Below are 20,270 nucleotides of genomic sequence, written 5' to 3'. Positions count from 1 at the left end.
TGTGGGGAAGAGGCGCTGAAGCGCGGGGAAGGAAGAGCCGGTGTCTTTCGAGCCAGCGCTGCGTTGCTCCTCGGTTACGGTGCCTGCACCGCGCCCTCGTCGCGCCTTGGTCTGGCCCGAAATTCACTCGGCCATTCTACCAGCCAATTCTGCAGCTTGGTATAAGCCCTCGCCCTGGGCGGAGGGGACTCTTTTCAGCCCCTTTTAGCCCCTTTTAGCCCCTTTTAGCCTAAAGGAAGCTGCTTTTGAGGGAGATCAAGTGGGCTGCGTGCTCGAGGGCGGCGCTCAGTTGATTGCGTTTGATGGGTTTGGTCAGGTAGTCGTTCATGCCACTGTCCAGCACCTTTTCCCGATCTCCCTCCATGGCGTTGGCGGTCAGGGCGATGATGTAGGGACGGAGAGAATGGCCGGATCGTTCCCGAATCTGTTGCGTGGCTTCATACCCGTCCATGATGGGCATTTGCACGTCCATGAGGATGAGTTCGTGATCGTCTCCTTCGAAGGCTTCGACCGCCTCCCACCCATTGGCCGCGATGGTGACTTCGTAGCCCATTTTTGTCAGCATGGTTTCGGCTACTCGCTGATTCACCCGGTTGTCCTCGACCACGAGGATGCGCTGGGTCTCTCGGGGGAGGGAGAAGTCCCCCTCATCGCTCCGAACTTCGAAGGTCTGGCTGGCCCCGCCGTTTACGATACTACAAAGGGCATCGAAGAGATAAGAGGGTTTGATGGGTTTGGTCAGCACGGTGGCATAGCCCGGCGCTTGCCGCCTTCCCACCGAGCTGAGCAGGACGATGGGCGGGGGCTCGGGCAAGAGGTCCTGCACGGCTTGCCGGAATTGGTCGCCATCGATGTCAGGCATGAGGTAATCGGTCACCACCAAGTCGCATTCTCCGCCTTCTTGTAGCCAAGTCAGGGCCTCGCGCGCGTGGCTGAACAGGACCGGTTTCATCCGCCACTTGCGGAAAAGGTGCTCGAGGATCAGTCGATTGGTGGCGTGGTCATCCACCGCCAGCACGCGCAGCCCCATGATGGTCTCGAGCTCGGCCGGGGGATGCTCTTCTTCCCGGGCGAAGGCGCGGCAGGGGAGGCGGACCCGAAAGGTCGATCCCTCGCCCTCCTCGCTTTCGATCTCGATGGACCCTCCCATGGCCTCGGCGAGGCGCTTGCAGATGGCTAAGCCCAGTCCGGTTCCCCCGTAATGACGAGTGGTGGAGGCATCCACTTGGGTGAAGGGCTCAAACAACTGCTCCACGCGCTCGGGGGGGATGCCAATCCCGGTATCGCGCACGTTCAGGACCAGTTGGGAAGACTCGCCCTCTCCCTGGCGCTGGATGTGCACGAAGACCTCCCCTTCGTGGGTGAATTTGACGGCGTTGCCAATGAGATTGACGAGCACTTGGCGCATGCGCGTGACATCGCCCAAGACCTCCTGCGGGACGTTTTCTTCCACCAGGTAGGCGAGCTCGATCTCCTGATCGGCGGCAGCCGGCCCGAAGAGATCGAGGGCTTCTTCCACGGTCGTGGCCAGCGAGAAGGGCTTGTTTTCCAAGTCGAGGTGCCCGGATTCGATTTTCGAGTAATCGAGAACGTCATTGATGAGGGAGAGCAGGGTGTCGCCGCTGATGCGGATCGTCTGCACAAAATCGAGCTGCTCCGCCGTCAATTCCGTGTCCAAGAGGAGACTGGTCATGCCAATGACGCCGTTCATGGGCGTGCGAATCTCGTGGCTCATGGTGGCCAGGAAGGAGCTTTTGGCTGCATTGGCTTGGTCCGCCTCTTCCCGCAATTCCTCGGAGAGGCGACGCGCCGTCTCGGCGTCTTCCATCATGTTGAGGAGGGCGTGCCGGGATTCGTCTTGCTCCTGGGCCCGCTCTCGCCAAGCGGCTACCACCACTTCGATCATCTGCGCGAGGTGTTCGTGGTCGGTGGCTTGGGCTTGGGGGAAGGCTGCCTTTCCGAAAAATTCCGGGTAGCTCGCCGAGAGTGCCGAGATGCTCTTCTGAATGCGGGCCAGCACCTCCAGGAGACTGCTATTGAGTGCTGCTAACTTCCGAGTGAGCGCATCGGCCTCCTGGGTGCTGATGCGGAGGGCCCGATTTTGGCGAATGTTCTGCTTTTCCGCTTCGTGATAGCTCTCATTGACTTCCTGGCACCAGCGCCGCACCACCTCGGGCGGCGCTTGAGAGAGCGCCTCCGAGAGGCTCCCGAGGTCCGAGCCGCCCCCCAGGTTCAGCAGTTTGCGAGACTGCAAGAGGAGGAGTGGGTGAGGGGCCTCCTCCTTTCGATCCCGGTGGGAGGCACTCATGGCAGCTCCTCTCCCCGTGCACTTGGCAGCTTGGTCCTAGGCATCTTCACCGAAGGCTGTGATGGTCATGGTTTGGTTGTGAAGCTCACATTTGCCCGAAATTTTCGACGGCCCGACTTCCCCATAGGAGTGGAAGCCCGTGAAGACGGAGGTTCCGGGAAGGGCTTCTGCGACGGCCGAGACTTCCAAGTCGGTGTAATTACCCATGAGCAGTTTCCTCCCGACACAGCTGATCAGAATGGCGAGGTCGGGGGAGCCGGAGAGACCTTGGGCTGCGGTGGTGGCGCCATCGACCAGCTGGGAGTAGCTGGCGTTCATCAAGCGGACCTCGGCTCCCAACGGGACATCGCCCGCGAAGGTGAGCGATCCCTGCTCGCGGTCGACCGCCAAGAGTGTCCGGATCAAGCCATCCTCCTCCGCGCCCGGCAAACGCAATTCGAGCGGGTAGAGGAGACCGGAGGAGGGGAGTTCTTCGGCCTCCGGACCGAGGTAAGACGAGTAGACTTCCAAGGCAGGTTTTTCGTCGATTTCCTCCACGATGTTGGCGCGGGAGCGAGTCACCTTACGAAAGGTCCCAAAGGGCGTCCAGCCGCTGAAGCAGGAGGCGCTGACCCGCACCTTCTCTCCATAGAAGCCGATGCCCAAAACGTGCTTGGCCAGCACCTCGCCATTGTGCAAGAGCAGGGTGTTTTCGAAGCGCGGCCCATCGCCGGCCAGGCCTCCGCTCAGAGGGGTGGCCGGGCCGATTTCCTGGCGGAGACCTTCGACGAGTTCGCTGCCATTGGCTTCCAAGCCATCGCTCAAAACAAAGGCGGCCGCGAGGTCGCCCGGGGCGAGCAGTTGCGAGGCGAGGCGGCCACCGACCACGCGAGATTCGCCCATGGAGGGAATTTCTTCGGTGGCGACCCGCAGTTCGGTCGACTGAAACTCAGCCAGGGTCAGGGTGAGCACCCCGTCCTGCGCGCCTTCATGGGAAATTTCTCCCGCCGTGGTGCAACCCACGAGCGACACGCCGGGAAAGGCTTCCCGCACCCGGGCAAGCCACCCTCCATCCGTGAGAAGCGCTTCCGGTCCAAAGGCCAGCAAAAGCGCCTGCTCGGGCCGGGTCACCGGTCCGAGCTCGATGGCAGCATCCGCGGCGGAAAAGATTTGCTGGGAAGTCTTCATGGTCTGGGTGTTCGCAGGCAGAGGAGCGGCGCAGGCTTTCGGTGAGACCACGCGAGGGTCTCCCCGTCACCTGCCCAACCAAAATTGTCTCCCGAAGCGACCAAGAGGTCAAGCTTTCTGAAAATTATGGTAAAGGGGAGAACTATTCGACCTGAAGGATGAGGCGGTCCGATTCGCCGACTCGTTGGCCGACTTTGCGACCCTCCAGTTGCGCGAAAAGGCGAGTTTTCGGGGTCACGAGAGTGATTTCAGCTCCTTGGAAGTCGAGCACGAGGCCCCCTCCTGCCGGCACCAGCAAACAGGTCATCCACTCTCCTTTTTCTTCCAGCTCGACCAGGGCTCCCAGACCAATAGCGGCGTCGGGCGGAAAGTCGCCTGGCTGGAAGGCTTCCAGCAAGCGGACGGCTTCGGCCAGTTCTTCGATTTGCAGGGCCTGTCCTCGTGCCAAGTAGGAGGCCTCCAAGCTCCGGGTGTCATACTTGTTTTCCGCTTGGCTATCGGGATCGGTGGCAGCCGCGCAGCTCTCTTGCGCGGCTTTTTCAGCCCGCTCGAGATGGTCCCGCAAGGTCTGGCGCACGGTGGCGAGGAGTTGCTCTTTGAAGGGGGTGGCAGGCATGCGAAAGAAAAGAGGATAGAGCGGGGGTCTGCCCGCAGGCAAGTTTGTCCGCAGGCCAGCGACCAGGGGCGACTATTTTACTTGTCAAGCGGGCCCGGCCCCAGATAGGTGGCGCATGAGTTTTGCAGTCACCAAGGGTCGCCTGCCGGGCGTGGTGGAATTCAAGTATTCGGGCGCTTTGACCAAAGAGGTTCGCCAGGAGGCCGTTGAAAAGGGTTGGGAGTTGATTGGCGACCAAGCCATGCTGGCCGCCATCGTGGATTTTCGGGAGGCGGACACGCGGATGTCCCTTTTGGAAATTGTCGAGTTCCAAGAGCAGGAGGGGAACAAAGGCGAGCAGAACGCTACGGTCATCATTTACATCGCTGGGCGCGATTTCGAACGGGCTGAGTATGAGGCCATTGTCGGCTTGGACAACGGCCGGGCGATCGAGGTGGTCCACTCCATCGACGAGGCCTATGAGCTGATCGATGATTTGGAGCCAGCCGAGGAGTGAAGCGCTTCCGGCGCGCCTGCTTCCTGCGAGCAACCCGCTCCCCCAAGCCAAGATGAACGCCGCCACCTTGCTCAAGCGACGTCATCGGGAAGAGTTTCCTCCCTGTCCGTTTTTGCCCCCGATCGAACGGGTCCAGACGGCTTCCTTTTTGCGCGGCATGGAGGGGCGGGGGCAGGCTTTTTTTGAGGCGGCGCTCGGCTGTGGGCAATCGCTCTGGCGCCAAGGCCTCCCCGCCCAAGCCATTCTCATGCTGGACCGGGCCTGGAGTGCGGAAGAGTCGGTTCGTCTGGCGCCCGATCGGGACCCCTGGCAAGCCTTGGCCTGGTTGCTGGGACGGCCTTTGCCCCGCGGGGCTTTTCTGGGCAATCCGAGGCGGCACTTCCAGCACTACGCCACCCGCATGAGTGGGCACCGCCGAGAGATCCGGGTGGCCCGCGCTTGGGGAGGGTGGTGGTTGACGGGGCGCTGGCGACCGGAATTTCCGATCGATGAAGCCCAGTGGGATCAGGAGCGCTTGGTCGCACCGGAGGAGGAGGTTCTGGCTGCCACCTTGCAGGACCAAGGCTGGCCAGGGGAAGCGGAATGCTGGGAGCGCGCGATGCGGGGCCGGGTATGAAAGGGGAGGGCTTGCGAGAATACTTGGGAGAGCTGGGCGTGGTGCCGAGTCGCCAACTGGGGCAAAATTTTCTAGAGGACGAGGCGGTTTGTCGCGAGATCGTGAGCAGCTTGGGGGTGGGTCCAGAGGATTGTGTCATCGAGGTGGGCCCGGGCGTGGGGGCGCTCACGATGCCCCTTTTGGAGACAGGAGCGCGGGTCCGGGCGGTGGAATTTGATCGCAAGTTGGCGGCAGCGCTCCAAGAACGCTTGGCGGATCATCCGCGGATCGTGGTGGAGCAGGCGGATGCCGCGCGCTTCGATGTGCTCTCGCTTTTCCCAGCGGGGCCGGTCAAGCTTTTGGGTAATTTGCCCTACTCCTCCGGCACGGAGATCCTCCGCCGTTTTTGCGATCCCCCGACGCCGGTCACCGAGGCGGTCGTGATGCTCCAGGCCGAGGTGGCCGAGCGCATGCAGGCGGGCCCGGGAAGCAAGAGCTACGGCGTGCTCTCGCTCCGGATCCAGGCCTACTGGGAGGTGGAAGAACTTTTGCGGGTCTCACCCGATAAGTTCTTCCCGCGACCCCAGGTGGAAAGCCTGGTCATTCGCCTCCGGCGGAAGCCCGCGGAGGCTTTGCCCCCTTTCAATGGGCCGCTTTTTGATCGGCTGGTGCGCAGAGGATTCGCCCAACGTCGCAAGCAGCTCAAGAAACAGCTTCCGCTAGAAGGCGAGGTGGAGTGGGGGGCCGTGGTCTCGACTCTGGGGGTGTCCTCGCAGGTCCGGGGGGAGGAGTTGACGCTGGCCCAATGGGTGGAACTGACGCGGCAGCTCGACCGCATTCCCCCGGCGGGAGAGGGGCAATCCGGGGAAGAACGTTTCGATGTGGTTGACGAGTGCGATGAGGTGACCGGGCAAGCCACCCGCGCGGAGGTGCATGCGCAAGGGCTCCGGCATCGGGCGGTCCATCTTCTGGTGGCCGATCCCCGGGGGCGGGTCTTTTTGCAGAAGCGCTCCGTTCTCAAGGATCGCCACCCGGGCGTCTGGGATTCAAGTGCAGCGGGGCACGTGGATGCGGGGGAAAGCTATCACGAGAGCGCCTCGCGAGAGCTGGAAGAGGAACTGGGCATTCTGGGAGGCGAGTGGGAAGCCGTCGCCAAATTGCCGGCGGAGGAGGCCACTGGATGGGAGTTCATCCAGCTCTATTTTTTGCGGCACTCGGGGCCGCTTCATTGGCCAGCCCACGAGATCGAAACCGGGGCCTACTTTTTTCCAGAGCGGATCGAGCGCTGGATCGAGGCCCGGCCTCAGGACTTCGCCCCGGGCTTCTTGCTTTGCTGGTCGATCTTCCGGGAGAAAATTTTGAATCGATCCGGCTGACGCAGCCAGGGCAGCAAGACCGAGAGTGCCAAGAAGAGAAAAGCGCTCAGCCCAAACCAGTCTCCCCAGCGCGCGTAAGGGGTCAGCCCGGGCTGGCGGGCCGGCCAGAGAGACGCTTGCAACCAACCTCGGGTGAAGGTGCGGCCGGTCTTTTGCTCACGAAGAATTTGCTCGCGAGAGCTTTCTTCGAAGCGGCTGAAGACGCTGCCCCATTCATCGATGGCCCCGCTCACGCCTGTGTTGGCGGTGCGGAACATGGGGCGGCGGACTTCGATGCAGCGAAATTTGGCGTTTACGAAGTGTTGCCAACTGGCGCTGCTTTCTCGGAACCAGGCGTCGTTGGTGACGTTGACCAGAATTTGTGGTCGATCAGTCCGGAGGGAGGTCCGGGCGAGGGGCGCGACGGTGTCCTCGAAGCAGATGAGGGGCAGGAGATCGAAGGCTTGGTTCCCCGGGGCGAGGGGCGCCTGATCTTTCGACCCGGAGGCGAAGTGCCCGAAGAGGATTTTTTCCTCCATCCAAGCGATGGGGGGGCACCAAGTGCTGCCCGGGAAGTATTCGCCAAAGGGAACGAGGTGACGCTTGTCGTAGACGGCGCGGGCCTGCTCGGCCCCCCGGGTGGCCAAAAGTGAGTTGTAGTAGTGGTCCGGATCGGGAAGCCGATTGATGCCCGTCAGGAGGGTGAAGTTTCCTTCCTGAAAGGTCTCGTGCATGAGGTCGAGCCATTGGGGATTGGGCTGCAAGCCGATGGGCTGGGCGACGGCGCTTTCCGGGAGGATGACGAGGTCAGTGTGAGGAATGAGGTAGGTGGTTTGGCCGGTGGCGGTGAGGGCGGACCGGAGGGCGCTTTCCCGCTGGGTCTCGAGCGCGAGGCTGGCTTCGCCCAAGAGATTGATCCAGCCTTGGTAGATTTCCTGGGCTTGTTCGGGGTCCCATTTTTCTTCTTGAGGGATGTTTTGTTGCAGCAGGAGGGCTTCCACCCGGAGCCGACCCTCGGGCGAGGCGGAGTTCAGTCGATCCAGACCATAGAAAAACACCCCGAGCACCAGCAAGACGGCCGAGGCGAAGTCGAGATGGGGCCGAAAGCGCTGCTCTCGGACTTCCTCGCGAATGCGCCAGGCCACGAGCGCGAGGATGAGCGCGGTGTAGAGGGGAAGGAAGGACAGGCCGATGGCGCCCACCAGGTCCGCGACTTGGATGAGGGGAAGGTTTTCGTGGAGCGCGATCCCCAAGCCATTCCAAGAAAAGCCGCCAAAGAGAGTCGAGCGCAGCCACTCCAAGCCGGTCCACGCGAGGCTGCCCAGGAGGGCGATTCGGATGGTTTGGAGAGAGGAGCGAAGCTGCTCTGGGCCCGGGCGCAGTCGCCTCACAAACCAAGCCCAGGCCCCGAAGTAGAGCCCGAGGTAAGCCGAGAGGAGGAGCCAGGCCAGGAGGGAGAGCGCCCGGGGGGTGTCCGCGATATCGCTCAACCAGAAAAAAGAAATCGCTCCGAAGAGAAAGCCTGCCAGCCATCCGAGAGCGAATCCCGAGGAGGGTCGCGCGCTGGTCCCAGACTCGCGGAACCAGAGCGCGGTCAAGAGAGGAAGAGGCCACCACCAAATGAAGGAGGTGACTTCAAAAGGGGGGAAGGCTCCTGCCAAAAGGCCGCCGGAAGTGATGGCGGCCGGCGGTCGCCAAAAGCGATGCGCGCGATTCCAAAGAGAGGGGGACGTGTTCAGAGCAGGACCAGCAGTTGCCCTTTATCTGCCCGGCATCGCGCGGGATGCAAGCCACGAAGTGGCTCACGGTGGCTAACGAACGGGCAGCTTGGTGCCGAGCGCCTCTTCGATGCAGGTGATGAGATGGGGCATGCGCACCGGCTTGGCGATGATGATGCCATCACTGGTCTCGACCACGGCATCGGGATCGGTGTCTTGGTGTTGGACCAGGGCGCTTACGAGAATGACGGGCACGCGGCGCAGGAGGGAGTCCGATTGCAGCGAGACCCGGACATCGCCCCCGTCCGCCCCGGGCATGACGATGTCCAAAAGGATCACGTCGGGACGGAATTTTTGGGCGGTGCTGAGGGCGTGGAGGGGATTGTTTTCGACCTCGGTGACAAAGCGTTCGTCGCGCGAGAAGTTTAGCTGCAAGAGGTCGGTGAATTCCGCCTCGTCATCAATGAGCAGGAGTCGAATGGGAGCCATGGGAAAAGGGGGTCGAGTCAGGAGGGAAGTCCAAGAAGGGATAGATTGGCAGTTCTGACAAGGACTATTGCCTCGTGATTCAAGAGACGAGGGCAGCGGTCTCGGCCCGGAACTTGAGGGTGGCGCGGGCCCCTCCTTCCGGTCGGTTCTCCATCTCGATGCGGCCGTGATGAAGCTCGATGATCTTCCGAGCCACGCTCAGGCCGAGCCCGGTGCCTTTCCCAGTGGGTTTGGTGGTGAAGAAGGGATCAAAGAGCTTTTCCAGCATGGCCTCAGAGATGCCCGTGCCGGTGTCTTCGATTTCCAGGAGGACGAGGTCTTCCCCATTGCGGAGGTCTTGGCCGCTACGGGAGCCTTCCCGATGCTCCAAGTCTTCGGCCACTGCGGTGCGGGTTCGCACGGTCAGCAGACGCTCCTCCTGCTCTTCCATGGCGTGGGTGGCATTGATGAGAAGATTGAGGAGAACCTGCTCGATCTTGGCACTGTCCAGCCGGACAAGAGGGAGGTCTTCGGCCAGCTCCCGGCGCACTTCGACTTGGTTCGACCGCAGGCTGTGGCCCACCAGCAAGAGGGCCATTTCGACGGTGGCATTGAGGTTTCGTTCCCGGAGATCGAGCTGGCGGTTGGAGGAGAGGTCGAGGAGTTCTCGCACGATGGTGTCGGCTCGTTCGAGGGCTTTGCGCATGCGATCAAAGACGGTGGGGAGGTTTTCGTCTTGGGAATCGATGCTGTTTTCGAGGTAGTCGATGCCGAGTTGGATGCGGGCGAGTGGGTTTTTGACCTCGTGGGCGATGCCGGCTGCGAGGGTCCCGATCGATTCCATTTTTTCGGCTTGGATGAGTTGCATCTGGGTGGCGCGCAGTTCGTGATTGCTCTTTTCGAGCGCCCGGGTGCGATTTTCGATCTCCTTCCGAGCCTTCTTGAGTTCGGTGATGTCGTGGATGGTGGACCGCATCCCGATGATCTTCCCCCGGCGATCCCGGAGGGGGTAATTTTGGATGGCCACCGGTAGGAGCGAGCCGTCGGCGCGCTTGAACTGCCGCTCCGTCCAATCCGCGCTCGAGCTTTCCCCACGAAGGCGAGCCAGGATTTTGTCTTGCACGTCTTCGTGAATGAATTCCCAGACGGGTCGGCCCACCATTTCGTTTTCCTGGTAGCCAAGCATTTCGTGCTCGGTTTGATTCACGTGCACGAGGCGGCCTTCAAGATCCAGCTCGTGGTAGCCCACGGGCGCGTTTTCGAAGAGGTCTTTGTAGCGGGCCTGGGTTTCGTGGAGTTGGTCGGTTCGTTCCGCCACCTTGTCTTCCAGGTTGTGGGTGGCCTCGGAGAGGGCTTCGGCCATTTCATTGCTTTCGCGAGAGAGCACTTGGATTTCCCGCGGCCCTTCCACCGGAGCCCGGGCGTCGAGTTGGCCCGCGGTCATGGAGGTGAAGGTGCGGGCGAGGCGGCGGATGGGTCGGCTGAGGTTGCGGGCGATGAGGGAGGCCAGGATGACCACCACGAGGGTGGTCACACCGAAGATGCGGAGGGCGGCATTGCGCAGCTCGGTCGTCTCCGCGAAGGCGATTTCCTGGGGGATCTGGAAGACAAAGACCAGATTGCCATTGGCCACTGAGCGGGTGACGGCGATCACGGGCTCGCCTTGCAGGCTTTTGCCATCGGTGATGAGGGCTTCTCGGCCTCGGAGAGCCATGCCGATAGGGCTTTGGCGTGCGGGCGAGCTGTCGAGATTGATTTCGCGGATGCGATCGGCCCGCAGCGGATCCAAGACCATGGCGAGGCCAGGCGTGTATTCCTTGGCGAAGAGGATTTGCTCACCGGCGGCGGCATCTTCCCGCCGGGGAAGGATCTCGGTGGCCAGGGTTTCGGCCACCAGAAAGGCGCTCACCTCATCGCCCGTTCGAACCGGGGCACACAGGAAGGCCAACATGCGGGCGGTTTCGGAAGCTTCGTCGATTTCAAAAAGGACTTGAGGCTCTTGGGTGCTGGCTTGGAGGAATTCGACGTCCATCCGTTCCGGGAGCGTTTTGCCTTGAGGGTCGGTCGACATGAGCAGCTCTCCCTCGGTGCTCACGATGTGGATGGCGTTGAAGCTGGGGAGGGCGTTGGTGGCGCTCCGGAGAATCGCGGTCAGCCGATTGAGGGCGGCCGGCCGACCCTCTTGCGCCAGCCCGGCGGTCACGGCCCCCACGATGCGACGGTCTCCCACGCGGCGCACCAGGAGCAGTTGGTTCTCGATGAAGGTTTCGGTGAGCCGTTCTTGCTCATTGGCCGCCAATTCCAACTGGCGCGTGATGCGGTCCCGCAGGGCATCGACCGCGATTCGCTCGGAGATGAGAACGCTGATGCCTACGGGAAGAAGGCCCACCAGCAGAAGGGCCAGGAGGAGGAGGGTTCGGATGCTCACGGCAAGGGGGAAGGGTAGGGGAAGGGACGGGGTTGAACGAGGGCGAAGCCTGCGAGGTGGGGTCGAGCGGAAGGCTTCCTCTGTTGGGGCGAGCGTTTCTTAGGAGTCGTCGATGACCTTGCCTTCCACCACGCGCTCCGCTGGTGGCGGGGTGGGGCTGGGGGAGGGTCGGGGTCCCGCGAATTGGACCCGGGTCTGCAAATGGTGGCCGATTCGTCCACGCAGGAAGCCACGAAAGGCCGGCGTGAGCAAAAGAAAGCCCACCGCGTCCGTCAAGAACCCAGGCGTGAGCAGGACCGCCCCCGCCAAAAGAATGAGGAAGCCGTCCACGATTTCACGGTGGGGGAGCTGTCCGGTGCGAGAGGCGTCTTGAAAACGACGGAGGGCTTGGAGTCCTTGCTGGCGGGTGAGCGCCGCCCCCAGGAAGGCCGTTCCCACGATCAGCAGCAGGGTCGTGCCCAGACCAATGACCTTCCCCACTTGCAAAAAGAGATACAATTCGGCCAAGGGAACCAGAAGAAAGAGGAGGAACAAGCGCCCGAACATGAGGGAGGATCAACGAGTGGGGAGCGATGGCAACCTGCCATCTCGCTTGCCTTTTTGGCGAGAGATGAGAACAGCTTTCCGGTATGCGGCTTTTGGTTTTCTTGGGCATGGGCTGTCTCTTCGGCTGTGGGACCACGACCGAGATCGCTTCCTTGCCGGCTGCTCCTGGGCCGAGGGTGGGTTCCGCGCTTTCGGGGGTGGAGGAGCGGGCCTTTGCCCTTGTGAATGGCTACCGGGCCCGTCGGGGTCGTTCCGCCCTGGTCTTTGACGAGGTCCTCTATTCCCTGGCCCAACGGCATAGTCGCGAGATGCTGGCCAGGGGCGCGCTGTCGCATGCAGGCTTCGCCTCGCGGGCGAGCGCCGCCCGGGCCGCGTTGTCTGTCACCAGCGTTTCAGAAAACGTGGCCTACAACGCTGGTTACCGAGACCCCGCGAAAGAGGCCTTCGAGGGCTGGGTCGAGAGCCGGACCCATGAAGCCAACATGCGAGGTGACTACCGCGTTTCGGCGGTCGCCCTGGCGACCGACGGGAAACGCTACTTTTTTACACAGCTCTTTGCGAGGTAGACCTCGCGCCTCACGTGGAGGGTTCGGGCGCGTCGGGTTGGCCGAGGCGGCGACTCCTTTTGTCGAGGAGCGCGATCGTCACGAAGATGGCCAAGACGGCCAAGGGCAGGATGGCCACTTCCCCGAGCGCTTCCAGACCGGCTTCTGCCTGGATGTTGCTCCAGAGGGCGCCTTCTTCGGTGGTGGCTTCGGCTGCGGAGAGCACTTCGACGGTTTGGCCTTCGGGAAGGCGATCCTTGATGCCGCTGTCATACCAGCTTCCGATGAGAGGTAGGACCAGCGAGACACTCAGCATGCCGGCCCCTCCCATAATGGCGAGGCCAAGGGCCCCGGTTTTGGGAAGCCGCTCACTGACAAAACCAAGCATGGTGGGCCAAAAGAAACAGACGCCGATCGCGAAGACGGTTGCGGCCACAAAGATCAGGCTGCCAGAGGATTTGCTCAGGAAGAAGAGGCCGACCGTGCTGATGGCCGCGCTCCCGATGAGCATTCCGACCGGAGAGAGGCGATGGACGAAGGCTCCAGCGAACTGGCGCCCCACCGCCATCAAGCCGGTGATCCAGACCAGCACGAGAATGCCGGAGACGCCTGCGTTCGTGAGAATGCCGGGAATCCATTGACCAGGTCCCAGCTCGGTCGCGGCTGTCAAGAGCATGCCCGCGACCAGAATCAGGAAGAGCGGATGACAGCAAGCTTTGAACATCTCGCCGGTGGAGACCCCGCTTTGGACCCGTTCGGTTTGCGGGAATTTCTGGCCCACAAACATGAAGGCGTAAATCACCGTCGGCAGCAGCATGGTGGCGAATTGCCAGCGCCAGCCGATCCCAGCCTCACCCAGACCGAAGGCCAGAAGCCCTCCAATGACGATTCCGCCGGGGAACCAGACGTGGAATTGGTTGAGCTTGGTGGTTTTGTTATCGGGATAGAGAGTGGCGATGAGCGGATTGCAGGCGGCTTCCACGGAGCCATTGGCAATGCCGAAGAGGAGGGTGCCGAAGTAGAGGCTCCAAAAGTCCCAGGCAAAGCAGGTCAGGAGGATGCCGGCGATGTGACCAAGGGTGGCGATGGCGGCGATCCGGCCCATACCGATGATGTCACAGAGCGGTCCTCCGAAGACCATGGCGAGCGTGAAGCCCCAGAAGGCCGTTCCGGTGACCCAGCCGACTTCGGCATTGCTGAGGCCGAATTCCTCGGTCCACGCGCCCATGGCTCCCCCGCGCAGGGCGAAGCTCATGGAGGTGACGATGAGGGCGATGCAACTGGCGTTGAAAAATCGAGCGCGATTCATGGGAGGTTCAAGGAGGTAGGAAGAGGGTTAGAAAGAGAACGCTTACCCGAAACAGACCTTTGGCTTGATTGCGAGCGCTTTTTTCCCGCTTCTTAGAGGATGCTCGCTCGCCTTTGGGGAGGCTTAGGGAGGCGCAATTTCGAAAATTTTCATCTTCGCCCCACCGAGACTCCGGTATACACTGCTCCAATGAGTCGAAAAAAGAAGAAACGGAAGGCGGGAGCAGGGGTGCTCTTGCTGATGTCCGCCATGTTGGGAGCGGGCGGCGTGGGGGTGGCTCAGTATTTTGGATTCGAGTTTTCACAACTGGAGGAGTGGGCCACCGAACAGGTGGATCAGCAGATTCAGACGGCCTATGCCGAGGAGCAGCAGGACGCCTGGACCAAGATCCAACCGCGCTTGCAAGGGGCCACCGGTGATTCGGATTTGGCTGCCCAGCTCGCGCTCGAAAATGTGCGCCTGTTTTTCAAGGAATCCCGGAAAGGTGTGCCGGCCTTTGCCGAGGAGATGCTCTCCATCAAGAGCAAGTGGCTGGCGGCCAAAGGAAAGATGCCGTGGAGCAATGACCAAGAGCACCGGAAGTTTGTTCGCGATCAGTTTTCCGATTCCATTTTCTCGCCCGCCGATCTGGAGAAAGTCATCGAGACCGCCGTGCTGGAGTATGTCGCCAGCCTGGAGGCGATTGAGAACCAGATGCTGGTGGATGTCCGGGCTGACTTGGCCGATTACCCGGAGGGAGCCTTTCCCGAATTGCAGACCGAAGAAGACTTCCAGGTCAGCTACGCGGCGGCCGTCGATGACGTCAGCGCGCTCATCGAGACCGATTCAGCCATTGTAACCGGACGGATCGTGGCCAGCGAGGTGGCCGCCATCGTGGCGGTCCGGGTGCTGACGGCGGTCGGGACGCGCATGGGGGTGTCGGCTGGCATTCTGAGCGCGGGAGCGGCTTCCTCCACGGTGACGCTGGGCGCGGGGATCGTGCTGGGGATCGCGGTCGACCAAGTGGTCGGCTGGGTCATTGGTTGGTTTTATGACGCGGAGAAGAACATCGCCGACAAGGTGCGGGGTTCTCTCAAAGACATTGAAAAAGGAATCCTGGCCGGGACCGAGACCCATCCCGGTTTGGAAGAGACTCTCCGGCAAATCGGAGACGCACGGGCGAGAGCGCGACGCCTCGCCTTGGACACCATGATTCGGGGGGACGGGGCGGAAGCGCCTTTGGTCCTCCCCTAACTTGCTTGAAACAACCAGCTATGATGAGAAAACATTTTCTCTTTTTCCTCCTGAGCGCCTGCCTGCTGGGCGCCAATGCCGCGGCCGCCCAATCGGGAGTGGTCGCTCGTGAAACGGCCGAGTTTTTGATGAAGCGCTTCGGAAAAGAAGCGGCCGGAGAAACGGTGGAAAGCCTCTCGAAGCGGGTGGCTTCTGTCAGCTCGAAGTTCGGGGATGAGGGCGTCGAGGCTCTTCGCAAGGTGGGCCCGGCGGCTTTTCGGTATCTCGATGACGCCGGCGAAATGGCGCCCACGGCGGCCCGCTTGCTCTCGCGTTATGGGGATGAGGCCAGCTACATCGTGACGCGGCCCGCTAGTCTGCGAGCCGTGAGCCAGTATGGCGACGAAGCGGCCGAAGCCATCTTGAAACACAAGGGGATCGCCACGCCTCTCATCGATGATTTTGGCGAAGCGGGTGCCAAGGCCCTGCGCCAAGTGGATCCTCAGAATGCCCGTCGGCTGGCAGGCCTGGCCAAGGAGGGGGTCATCGCGACGGGAGGCCGCTCCGCCGAGCTTCTTGGGGTGGCGGCCCGCTTTGGCAACCGGGGGGTGGCCTTCATCTGGCGAAACAAGTGGAAGTTCGCTTCGGCCGCCGCGCTGACAGCTTTCCTGGCGGATCCCGAAGGATTCATCGAGGGGGCCAAGAAATTGACCGTCCCCATGGCCGACATCGTGAAGCATCTTCTGTCACAGGTCGATTGGTCTCCCGTGGCTTGGGCGGGGGGAGGCTTGCTCGGGTTGCTGGGCGTGACGGGAGCGCTCAAGGGTCGATCCAAGCGACGGCGAGCGGCTGCCTGAACCTGCCGGATGCCCGATCCTCGCATCGTCGCTTGCGTGACGGCCTTCAATGAGGAGGGCACCGTCGGCCAAGTGGTGCAGGCGCTGCGGGCTTCGCCCGTGGTGGCTCGGGTTCAGGTCATCGACGACGCCTCGACCGATGCCACGGCCCAGCTGGCGCAGGCGGCCGGGGCCACCGTCCACAGCCTGCCCGAGCGCGTGCCCGTCGGCAAAGCCATCCGCCAGCATTTGGAGCACTTGGCCGAGGGAGAATGGCAGCTCTGGTGCGACGCCGACCTGATCGGCCTCCGCCCGGAGCATCCCGTGCGCCTCGAAAGTGCCCTCCGAGCGGAAGGGGCCGAAATGGCGGTCGGAGTGAAGTGTCTGCCCGAGCCCTACCAGCACTGGTTTCCGAAAGGGGGAAGCCACCACTTTTTTCGGCGTCTTTTCGGGTCGATCAGCGGGGAGCGACTTTTGCCAGTGGCACGCTTTCGCGAGGCCATGGCCCAGGCGGAGGCCTGGGGACTGGAGGAGGTCATCGACGGCTACGGGATCGTCTTGTTTCTCAACTGGTATCTGAGAAAGCAGGGCTTTCGGGAGACGCGACTTTACTTTCCCGAGATTACCCAGCGCCAGAAAACCGAGAAGTGGGGCCGCTCCAAAGCGGGCGAGATGGTGGGCGAGTGGTGGCAGTTCTTTCGCACCTGGTGGCAACTGCGCCTCTTTTGCGAAAGTCGTTACCGACGGGATGGGTTGATGGCCACCGCGGGTCAGGCCTGATGCCAGGCCATCGGAGTAATACCAAGCTGCAGAATTGGCTGGTAGAATGGCCGAGCCCTTGTGTTTCAGAGTTGAGGGGCGAGGGGCGAGGGGCGAGGGGCGGGGCCTTTCCTGTCGGTCCGGGTCCCGGCTCCCGCTTGGCTTCCGAGGAAGCGTTTCCAATTTTTCAGCCTTTTCTGATTGCTTCTCTCGCGGGCCAGGGAGTAGTCTCGGATAGGTTGATTGTTAACCTGTCCAAAGTGTTTTGGCAGCCCTCAGCGGTTTTTCTGCTGAGAGATTCTTGGTCGATCCTTCTTTTTGGCATTCGGCCTGCCCTGCCTGTCCTCGGCGCAAGTGGGCGCCTGCCTTTTTCCTCTCATGATCCAACCCAACGATTCCTCGCAGTCCAGCCTGCTTGACACTCGCGGTCCGGCCAAAGCCCCCTTGGGGCGAAGTCCAAAGGGCGCGGCGCAGGCTACCCGAAAGCCGCGACCAGGAGAGCTTTCCGGGGTCATCGCCCCCCACAAATCGGGAAAGAACTTTCTGCTCGATACCAATGTCCTCCTACACGATCCCGGATCCATCCAGCGTTTCGCCGACAACCACATCTGCCTTCCGGTGGATGTGTTGTCTGAACTCGATAAGTTCAAAAACGAGCAGAGTGAGCGAGGGGCCAATGCTCGGGCCATTCACCGGACGCTGACAGCGCTTTTCGGCCACACCGAATGCCCGGTCACCGAAGGCGTTCCCACGGAGGGCGGGGGGACCCTCCGACTGGTCATCTTCGATCCCAAAGAAGCCCAGAAGGTGGGGGCGGTCCGGCAATTTCATCGGGTCTTTCCCGAGCTGGATCGCGTGGATCACCGCATTCTCGCCTGCGCGCTTTTGGTCAAGGAGTTCAATGCCTCCCCGGCCATTCTCGTAACCAAAGACCTCAACATGCAGCTGAAGGCCCGGGCCGTCGGGATCCGCTGCCAGGACTACCTCAATGACAAAGTCGAGGTCAAGGAGGTGGCGAATTACGAGTATCTCCGCATCCCGGTTCTGCCAAATGACCTCCAGCGCTTCGCCAGTTCCGGCGAAATGCGGTGGGAGGGGGAGGGAGAGCAGCCCGAGGTGGCGCTCAATCAATATGTCCTTCTCTCAGCGGGCGACAAAAAGACCATGCCGGCCCGGTATCTGGGTGAGGGGAGGTATGTTCGGCTGCGGGTGCCAGAGGCCCTGCGCATTCCAGGCGGGAACAATCTCAAGCCCGTCAATTTGGGCCAGCAATGTTTCGTCGATGCCATGCTCAATCCAGAGATCTCCTTGGTGACTTGCTATGGCCAGGCCGGCACCGGGAAGACCTTGGTGGGGGTGGCGGCCGGGCTTTCCGAGGTCTTGGCTCGGAATTTCAACGGGCTCACCGTGAGCCGACCGATCGTGGCCATGGGAGAGGGGGTGGGCTTCTTGCCGGGCAGTCTGGATGACAAGATGAAGCCTTGGTTGCAACCGATCTACGATGCGCTTGATCTTCTTCTCCGGCCCGACAAGCCCCAAGCACCTCGTCGCAAGCAGAAAACGGCCTCCAAGGAAGCGGGCGGGAACGAGTCGGACCTGTCCAAGCCCTACGACCACCTCCTGCAGCAGGGCCTGATTGAAATCGAGGCCCTTTGTTACATTCGCGGCCGCTCCATACCGAATCGCTTCTTCATCCTGGACGAAGCCCAGCAGCTGACGCCGTTGGAGGCCAAGACGGTCGTCACCCGGATCTCTCGCGGATCGAAGCTCGTGCTGATCGGCGATCCGGCGCAAATCGACAACCCCTATGTGGACAGCCGCAGCAATGGGCTGGTCTACACCCGCAAGCGAATGAAAGGCCAGCCTTTCGCGGCTCATGTCTTTTTGACCAAGGGAGAGCGGAGCGCCTTAGCCGAAGCGGGAGCCCAGCTCATGTGAATCGCTCACTGGCTCACCCGGGTGCGGCGAATCTTGCGCGCCACCCCCGCCAGCCAAGCGAGCCAGAGGGCAGCCAAAAGGAGTCCCCCGGCTTCGTTCCCGGCCGGGTTGGTTTGGTTGGTGAAGACTGTCTTGGCTGGCTCGATCTGAGTGGCCCGGAAGAGGGCGCCAGCCAGCGAGCCGAAGGCAGCTAGGCGGTAGGCCAGAGGTGGGAAGGGTCGCCAAAGGGAGAGAAAAGAGGCCAGGGCGACCAAGCCGTAGAACAGAATCCAGCCATACCAGCCCCGGCTCCCATACTGCTCCAAGTCATTGAACTGAAGGCAGGCAAAGCCGATGAAAACGATCCCGCCGATCGCGGGCGAGAGGGGAGGAGGCGCAGGCCGGCTGGGAGAAGGCATAGGCGAAAGAAGTCCCAAGCCGGAGGAACGGGCAAGTGCGCGCTTGCCAGAGAACGTTGGTCCTGCCTTCGTTTCGGCCCGCGGCTTGGTCGCGGCCAGGGTTCGGTGGATCGAAAAACCACAAATCCCGCTTGCGGATGCGCCCGGGTTCTGTTTGGGGACTAGAGCGCACTCACTTACCCCACCTCCTGCCCATGAAATCCCTTCTTTTCTCCCTTGGCTCGGCCCTCTCTCTGAGCCTTTTGCTCTCTTCCTGTTCCACCGGGCGCATGAAGTCGCTCGACCGGGACGAAATCGTCCGCAATTCCGGCAAGGAGTACTCCGCGGTTCTCATTCAGGATTTCACGACGGCCTACACGGCCGAGCAAGAGCAGGAGATGGAGCAGCTGGGCAAGGCCAAGCAGGACTTCCCCAATCTCATCGCGGCCCGGACCCTTGAGAAGGGTGGCTTCGAGAACGTGTGGCGTTCCGGACAGGAGCGCCCGGGAGTGTTGTTGGTGGAAGGCTTCATTTCCAAGTGGGATGAGGGCGGCTTGGACGGCCGTTCTTTCGATGCGGTGGTTTATTACAAGGATGCCTCCACGGGTCTGTATCTTGGGAAGTCTGTCCTGGATAAGAATAGCCTCGGGGTGGGGGCGGGAGATCGAGATGTGACCTCCAAGTTCGACCTCATGGAGCGAGCCGCCCGAAATGTCGCCTACGAGCTCCAGCGTCTCTCCCAAGGAAACGCCTTCATCTACCGCAACTTCAACGTGCGCGAGTCTCTTTACTGAAAGGCTCGGGGGAACTGGCTAGGGCGCTCCTTTTTAGCCTTCCAGGTAGCGGGCCAGCTCTTCCTTGAGGGTGGTGCGGGCTCGGAAAAGGAGACTTTTGACCGAGGAGACGGAGGTTTTCAAAATGCTCGCGATCTGCTCGTAGGGCATTTCTTCATAGCGTCGAAGAATGACCGCCAGGCGCTGTTTTTCAGGCAGGGCCTGGATGCTGGCGTCGATGGCGTCGAAAAGTTCGCTGTCGAGGGTGGCCCGGTCAGGAGTTTTCGTGCGGTGGTCAGCCTCTTCCCACTGGCTTTCCTCCAGTCGCTGATCGAGTGAGCTGTGCGGGCCTCGGCGCTGGCGGCGACGAGTTTCATTGAACACGAGATTGCGCGTGATGGTGAAGAGCCAGGTGGTGAACTTGGCCTTAGGCTCATAACGTCGGGCGGATTTCCAGACCCGCAGGAAGACCTGTTGGGCGATGTCTTCGGCGTCGGAAGGGTTGCCGAGCATTTTGGCGACCGTGCCCACCACGGCGTGCTGGTGGATTTCGATTAAGCTTTCGAAGGCCTCGGCGTCCCCTTCTTTGACCCGGAGCATGAGCTGAATGCTGCGAGTGTTTTCCAAGTCTTGGCCGGCCACGGGTGCTTGGGATTCAGAAGAAGCGGAGGGAGAGGCCAAAGCCAGAGGGGATAGAGGGCTGCTTTGCCTTAGCGCGCGCACGATTCGGTGTAAACACGGGAAACGAGAGGGAGTTTCGCAGAATCCGCCCCTCTCTGGGGTGCGGACAGTTTTCGCAATACGTAGTGTTCAGGGAGGCGCTT

Annotated in this window: 19 protein-coding genes; 9 read left to right on the top strand and 10 right to left on the bottom strand. The window is 61.8% G+C overall.

Features of this window, described 5'->3' with window-relative positions:
• Positions 1-229: 229 nt before the first annotated feature.
• The 3 genes from AAF555_05090 to AAF555_05080 form a co-directional block, all read right to left on the bottom strand.
• Entirely contained in the window at positions 230-2,308 is a 2,079-nt protein-coding gene (locus AAF555_05090; GenBank protein MEM6910940.1) for a response regulator, read from the bottom strand.
• A gap of 36 nt (positions 2,309-2,344) precedes the next feature.
• Positions 2,345-3,475, bottom strand: coding sequence for an FIST N-terminal domain-containing protein (locus tag AAF555_05085; GenBank protein MEM6910939.1), 1,131 nt, complete (start codon positions 3,473-3,475; stop codon positions 2,345-2,347).
• Positions 3,476-3,617: 142 nt separating this feature from the next.
• Positions 3,618-4,091, bottom strand: a complete 474-nt coding sequence (locus AAF555_05080; protein ID MEM6910938.1) for a transcription elongation factor — start codon at positions 4,089-4,091, stop codon at positions 3,618-3,620.
• A gap of 115 nt (positions 4,092-4,206) precedes the next feature.
• Here AAF555_05080 and AAF555_05075 point away from each other — a divergent pair, with 115 nt between their 5' ends.
• The 3 genes from AAF555_05075 to rsmA are packed head-to-tail and all read left to right on the top strand — an operon-like array spanning position 4,207 to position 6,558.
• Positions 4,207-4,587 carry a hypothetical protein gene (locus tag AAF555_05075; GenBank protein MEM6910937.1) on the top strand — a complete coding sequence of 127 codons (381 nt, stop codon included), beginning with the start codon at positions 4,207-4,209 and terminating at the stop codon, positions 4,585-4,587.
• Positions 4,588-4,639: 52 nt separating this feature from the next.
• Entirely contained in the window at positions 4,640-5,203 is a 564-nt protein-coding gene (locus tag AAF555_05070) for a hypothetical protein (protein ID MEM6910936.1), read from the top strand.
• Positions 5,170-6,558 (top strand): 16S rRNA (adenine(1518)-N(6)/adenine(1519)-N(6))-dimethyltransferase RsmA, encoded by a 1,389-nt coding sequence (gene rsmA / locus AAF555_05065; GenBank protein MEM6910935.1) that lies wholly within the window; start codon positions 5,170-5,172, stop codon positions 6,556-6,558. Before AAF555_05070 ends, rsmA begins: the two co-directional genes overlap by 34 nt.
• On the opposite strand, the gene lnt is transcribed toward rsmA, so the two are convergent.
• The 4 genes from lnt to AAF555_05045 form a co-directional block, all read right to left on the bottom strand.
• A complete protein-coding gene (gene lnt / locus AAF555_05060) occupies positions 6,486-8,198 on the bottom strand; it encodes an apolipoprotein N-acyltransferase (GenBank protein ID MEM6910934.1) in 1,713 nt (570 codons plus the stop codon). The two genes, rsmA and lnt, sit on opposite strands and share 73 nt — an antisense overlap.
• A gap of 150 nt (positions 8,199-8,348) precedes the next feature.
• A complete protein-coding gene (locus tag AAF555_05055; GenBank protein ID MEM6910933.1) occupies positions 8,349-8,744 on the bottom strand; it encodes a response regulator in 396 nt (131 codons plus the stop codon).
• 79 nt (positions 8,745-8,823) lie between these two features.
• Positions 8,824-11,151: a PAS domain S-box protein gene (locus AAF555_05050; protein MEM6910932.1), complete on the bottom strand. Its 2,328-nt coding sequence runs from the start codon at positions 11,149-11,151 to the stop codon at positions 8,824-8,826.
• A 99-nt stretch (positions 11,152-11,250) separates the two neighbouring features.
• Positions 11,251-11,697, bottom strand: a complete 447-nt coding sequence (locus AAF555_05045; GenBank protein ID MEM6910931.1) for an FxsA family protein — start codon at positions 11,695-11,697, stop codon at positions 11,251-11,253.
• An 83-nt stretch (positions 11,698-11,780) separates the two neighbouring features.
• On the opposite strand from AAF555_05045, the gene AAF555_05040 reads away from it, so the two are divergent.
• Positions 11,781-12,263, top strand: a complete 483-nt coding sequence (locus AAF555_05040) for a CAP domain-containing protein (GenBank protein MEM6910930.1) — start codon at positions 11,781-11,783, stop codon at positions 12,261-12,263.
• Between the two features lie 10 nt (positions 12,264-12,273).
• Here the strand turns inward: AAF555_05040 and AAF555_05035 are convergent, their stop codons facing one another.
• On the bottom strand, positions 12,274-13,551 hold the full coding sequence (locus AAF555_05035; protein MEM6910929.1) for an MFS transporter: 1,278 nt from the start codon (positions 13,549-13,551) through the stop codon (positions 12,274-12,276).
• Positions 13,552-13,740: 189 nt separating this feature from the next.
• Here AAF555_05035 and AAF555_05030 point away from each other — a divergent pair, with 189 nt between their 5' ends.
• The 4 genes from AAF555_05030 (at position 13,741) to AAF555_05015 (ending at position 18,296) form a co-directional block, all read left to right on the top strand.
• The gene (locus AAF555_05030) at positions 13,741-14,784 is read left to right on the top strand and encodes a hypothetical protein (GenBank protein ID MEM6910928.1); all 1,044 of its coding nucleotides are present in this window, start codon (positions 13,741-13,743) and stop codon (positions 14,782-14,784) included.
• A 20-nt stretch (positions 14,785-14,804) separates the two neighbouring features.
• Positions 14,805-15,620, top strand: a complete 816-nt coding sequence (locus AAF555_05025) for a hypothetical protein (GenBank protein MEM6910927.1) — start codon at positions 14,805-14,807, stop codon at positions 15,618-15,620.
• Positions 15,621-15,629: 9 nt separating this feature from the next.
• Entirely contained in the window at positions 15,630-16,379 is a 750-nt protein-coding gene (locus AAF555_05020; GenBank protein MEM6910926.1) for a glycosyltransferase, read from the top strand.
• A 357-nt stretch (positions 16,380-16,736) separates the two neighbouring features.
• Complete coding sequence (locus AAF555_05015) at positions 16,737-18,296, top strand: PhoH family protein (protein MEM6910925.1); 1,560 nt, start codon at positions 16,737-16,739, stop codon at positions 18,294-18,296.
• Positions 18,297-18,301: 5 nt separating this feature from the next.
• Here the strand turns inward: AAF555_05015 and AAF555_05010 are convergent, their stop codons facing one another.
• Positions 18,302-18,694 (bottom strand): transmembrane 220 family protein, encoded by a 393-nt coding sequence (locus AAF555_05010; GenBank protein ID MEM6910924.1) that lies wholly within the window; start codon positions 18,692-18,694, stop codon positions 18,302-18,304.
• A gap of 194 nt (positions 18,695-18,888) precedes the next feature.
• Here AAF555_05010 and AAF555_05005 point away from each other — a divergent pair, with 194 nt between their 5' ends.
• Positions 18,889-19,467: a hypothetical protein gene (locus tag AAF555_05005; GenBank protein ID MEM6910923.1), complete on the top strand. Its 579-nt coding sequence runs from the start codon at positions 18,889-18,891 to the stop codon at positions 19,465-19,467.
• Between the two features lie 33 nt (positions 19,468-19,500).
• On the opposite strand, the gene AAF555_05000 is transcribed toward AAF555_05005, so the two are convergent.
• Positions 19,501-20,127 carry a sigma-70 family RNA polymerase sigma factor gene (locus tag AAF555_05000; GenBank protein ID MEM6910922.1) on the bottom strand — a complete coding sequence of 209 codons (627 nt, stop codon included), beginning with the start codon at positions 20,125-20,127 and terminating at the stop codon, positions 19,501-19,503.
• Positions 20,128-20,270 lie beyond the last annotated feature (143 nt).

The organism is Verrucomicrobiota bacterium, assembly GCA_039027815.1.
Taxonomy (GTDB): Bacteria; Verrucomicrobiota; Verrucomicrobiia; order Verrucomicrobiales; family JBCCJK01; genus JBCCJK01.
Note: the sequence above shows the minus strand (reverse complement) of the source record. Positions and strands in the feature narration are given on the sequence as shown.

Bases quoted from the DNA above. Each gene is read 5' to 3' on its own strand.
- AAF555_05090 (MEM6910940.1), bottom strand. From the start codon at position 2,308: ATGAGTGCCTCCCACCGGGATCGAAAGGAGGAGGCCCCTCACCCACTC.
- AAF555_05085 (MEM6910939.1), bottom strand. From the start codon at position 3,475: ATGAAGACTTCCCAGCAAATCTTTTCCGCCGCGGATGCTGCCATCGAG.
- AAF555_05080 (MEM6910938.1), bottom strand. From the start codon at position 4,091: ATGCCTGCCACCCCCTTCAAAGAGCAACTCCTCGCCACCGTGCGCCAG.
- AAF555_05075 (MEM6910937.1), top strand. From the start codon at position 4,207: ATGAGTTTTGCAGTCACCAAGGGTCGCCTGCCGGGCGTGGTGGAATTC.
- AAF555_05070 (MEM6910936.1), top strand. From the start codon at position 4,640: ATGAACGCCGCCACCTTGCTCAAGCGACGTCATCGGGAAGAGTTTCCT.
- rsmA (MEM6910935.1), top strand. From the start codon at position 5,170: ATGCTGGGAGCGCGCGATGCGGGGCCGGGTATGAAAGGGGAGGGCTTG.
- AAF555_05055 (MEM6910933.1), bottom strand. From the start codon at position 8,744: ATGGCTCCCATTCGACTCCTGCTCATTGATGACGAGGCGGAATTCACC.
- AAF555_05045 (MEM6910931.1), bottom strand. From the start codon at position 11,697: ATGTTCGGGCGCTTGTTCCTCCTCTTTCTTCTGGTTCCCTTGGCCGAA.
- AAF555_05040 (MEM6910930.1), top strand. From the start codon at position 11,781: ATGCGGCTTTTGGTTTTCTTGGGCATGGGCTGTCTCTTCGGCTGTGGG.
- AAF555_05035 (MEM6910929.1), bottom strand. From the start codon at position 13,551: ATGAATCGCGCTCGATTTTTCAACGCCAGTTGCATCGCCCTCATCGTC.
- AAF555_05030 (MEM6910928.1), top strand. From the start codon at position 13,741: ATGAGTCGAAAAAAGAAGAAACGGAAGGCGGGAGCAGGGGTGCTCTTG.
- AAF555_05025 (MEM6910927.1), top strand. From the start codon at position 14,805: ATGATGAGAAAACATTTTCTCTTTTTCCTCCTGAGCGCCTGCCTGCTG.
- AAF555_05020 (MEM6910926.1), top strand. From the start codon at position 15,630: ATGCCCGATCCTCGCATCGTCGCTTGCGTGACGGCCTTCAATGAGGAG.
- AAF555_05015 (MEM6910925.1), top strand. From the start codon at position 16,737: ATGATCCAACCCAACGATTCCTCGCAGTCCAGCCTGCTTGACACTCGC.
- AAF555_05010 (MEM6910924.1), bottom strand. From the start codon at position 18,694: ATGCCTTCTCCCAGCCGGCCTGCGCCTCCTCCCCTCTCGCCCGCGATC.
- AAF555_05005 (MEM6910923.1), top strand. From the start codon at position 18,889: ATGAAATCCCTTCTTTTCTCCCTTGGCTCGGCCCTCTCTCTGAGCCTT.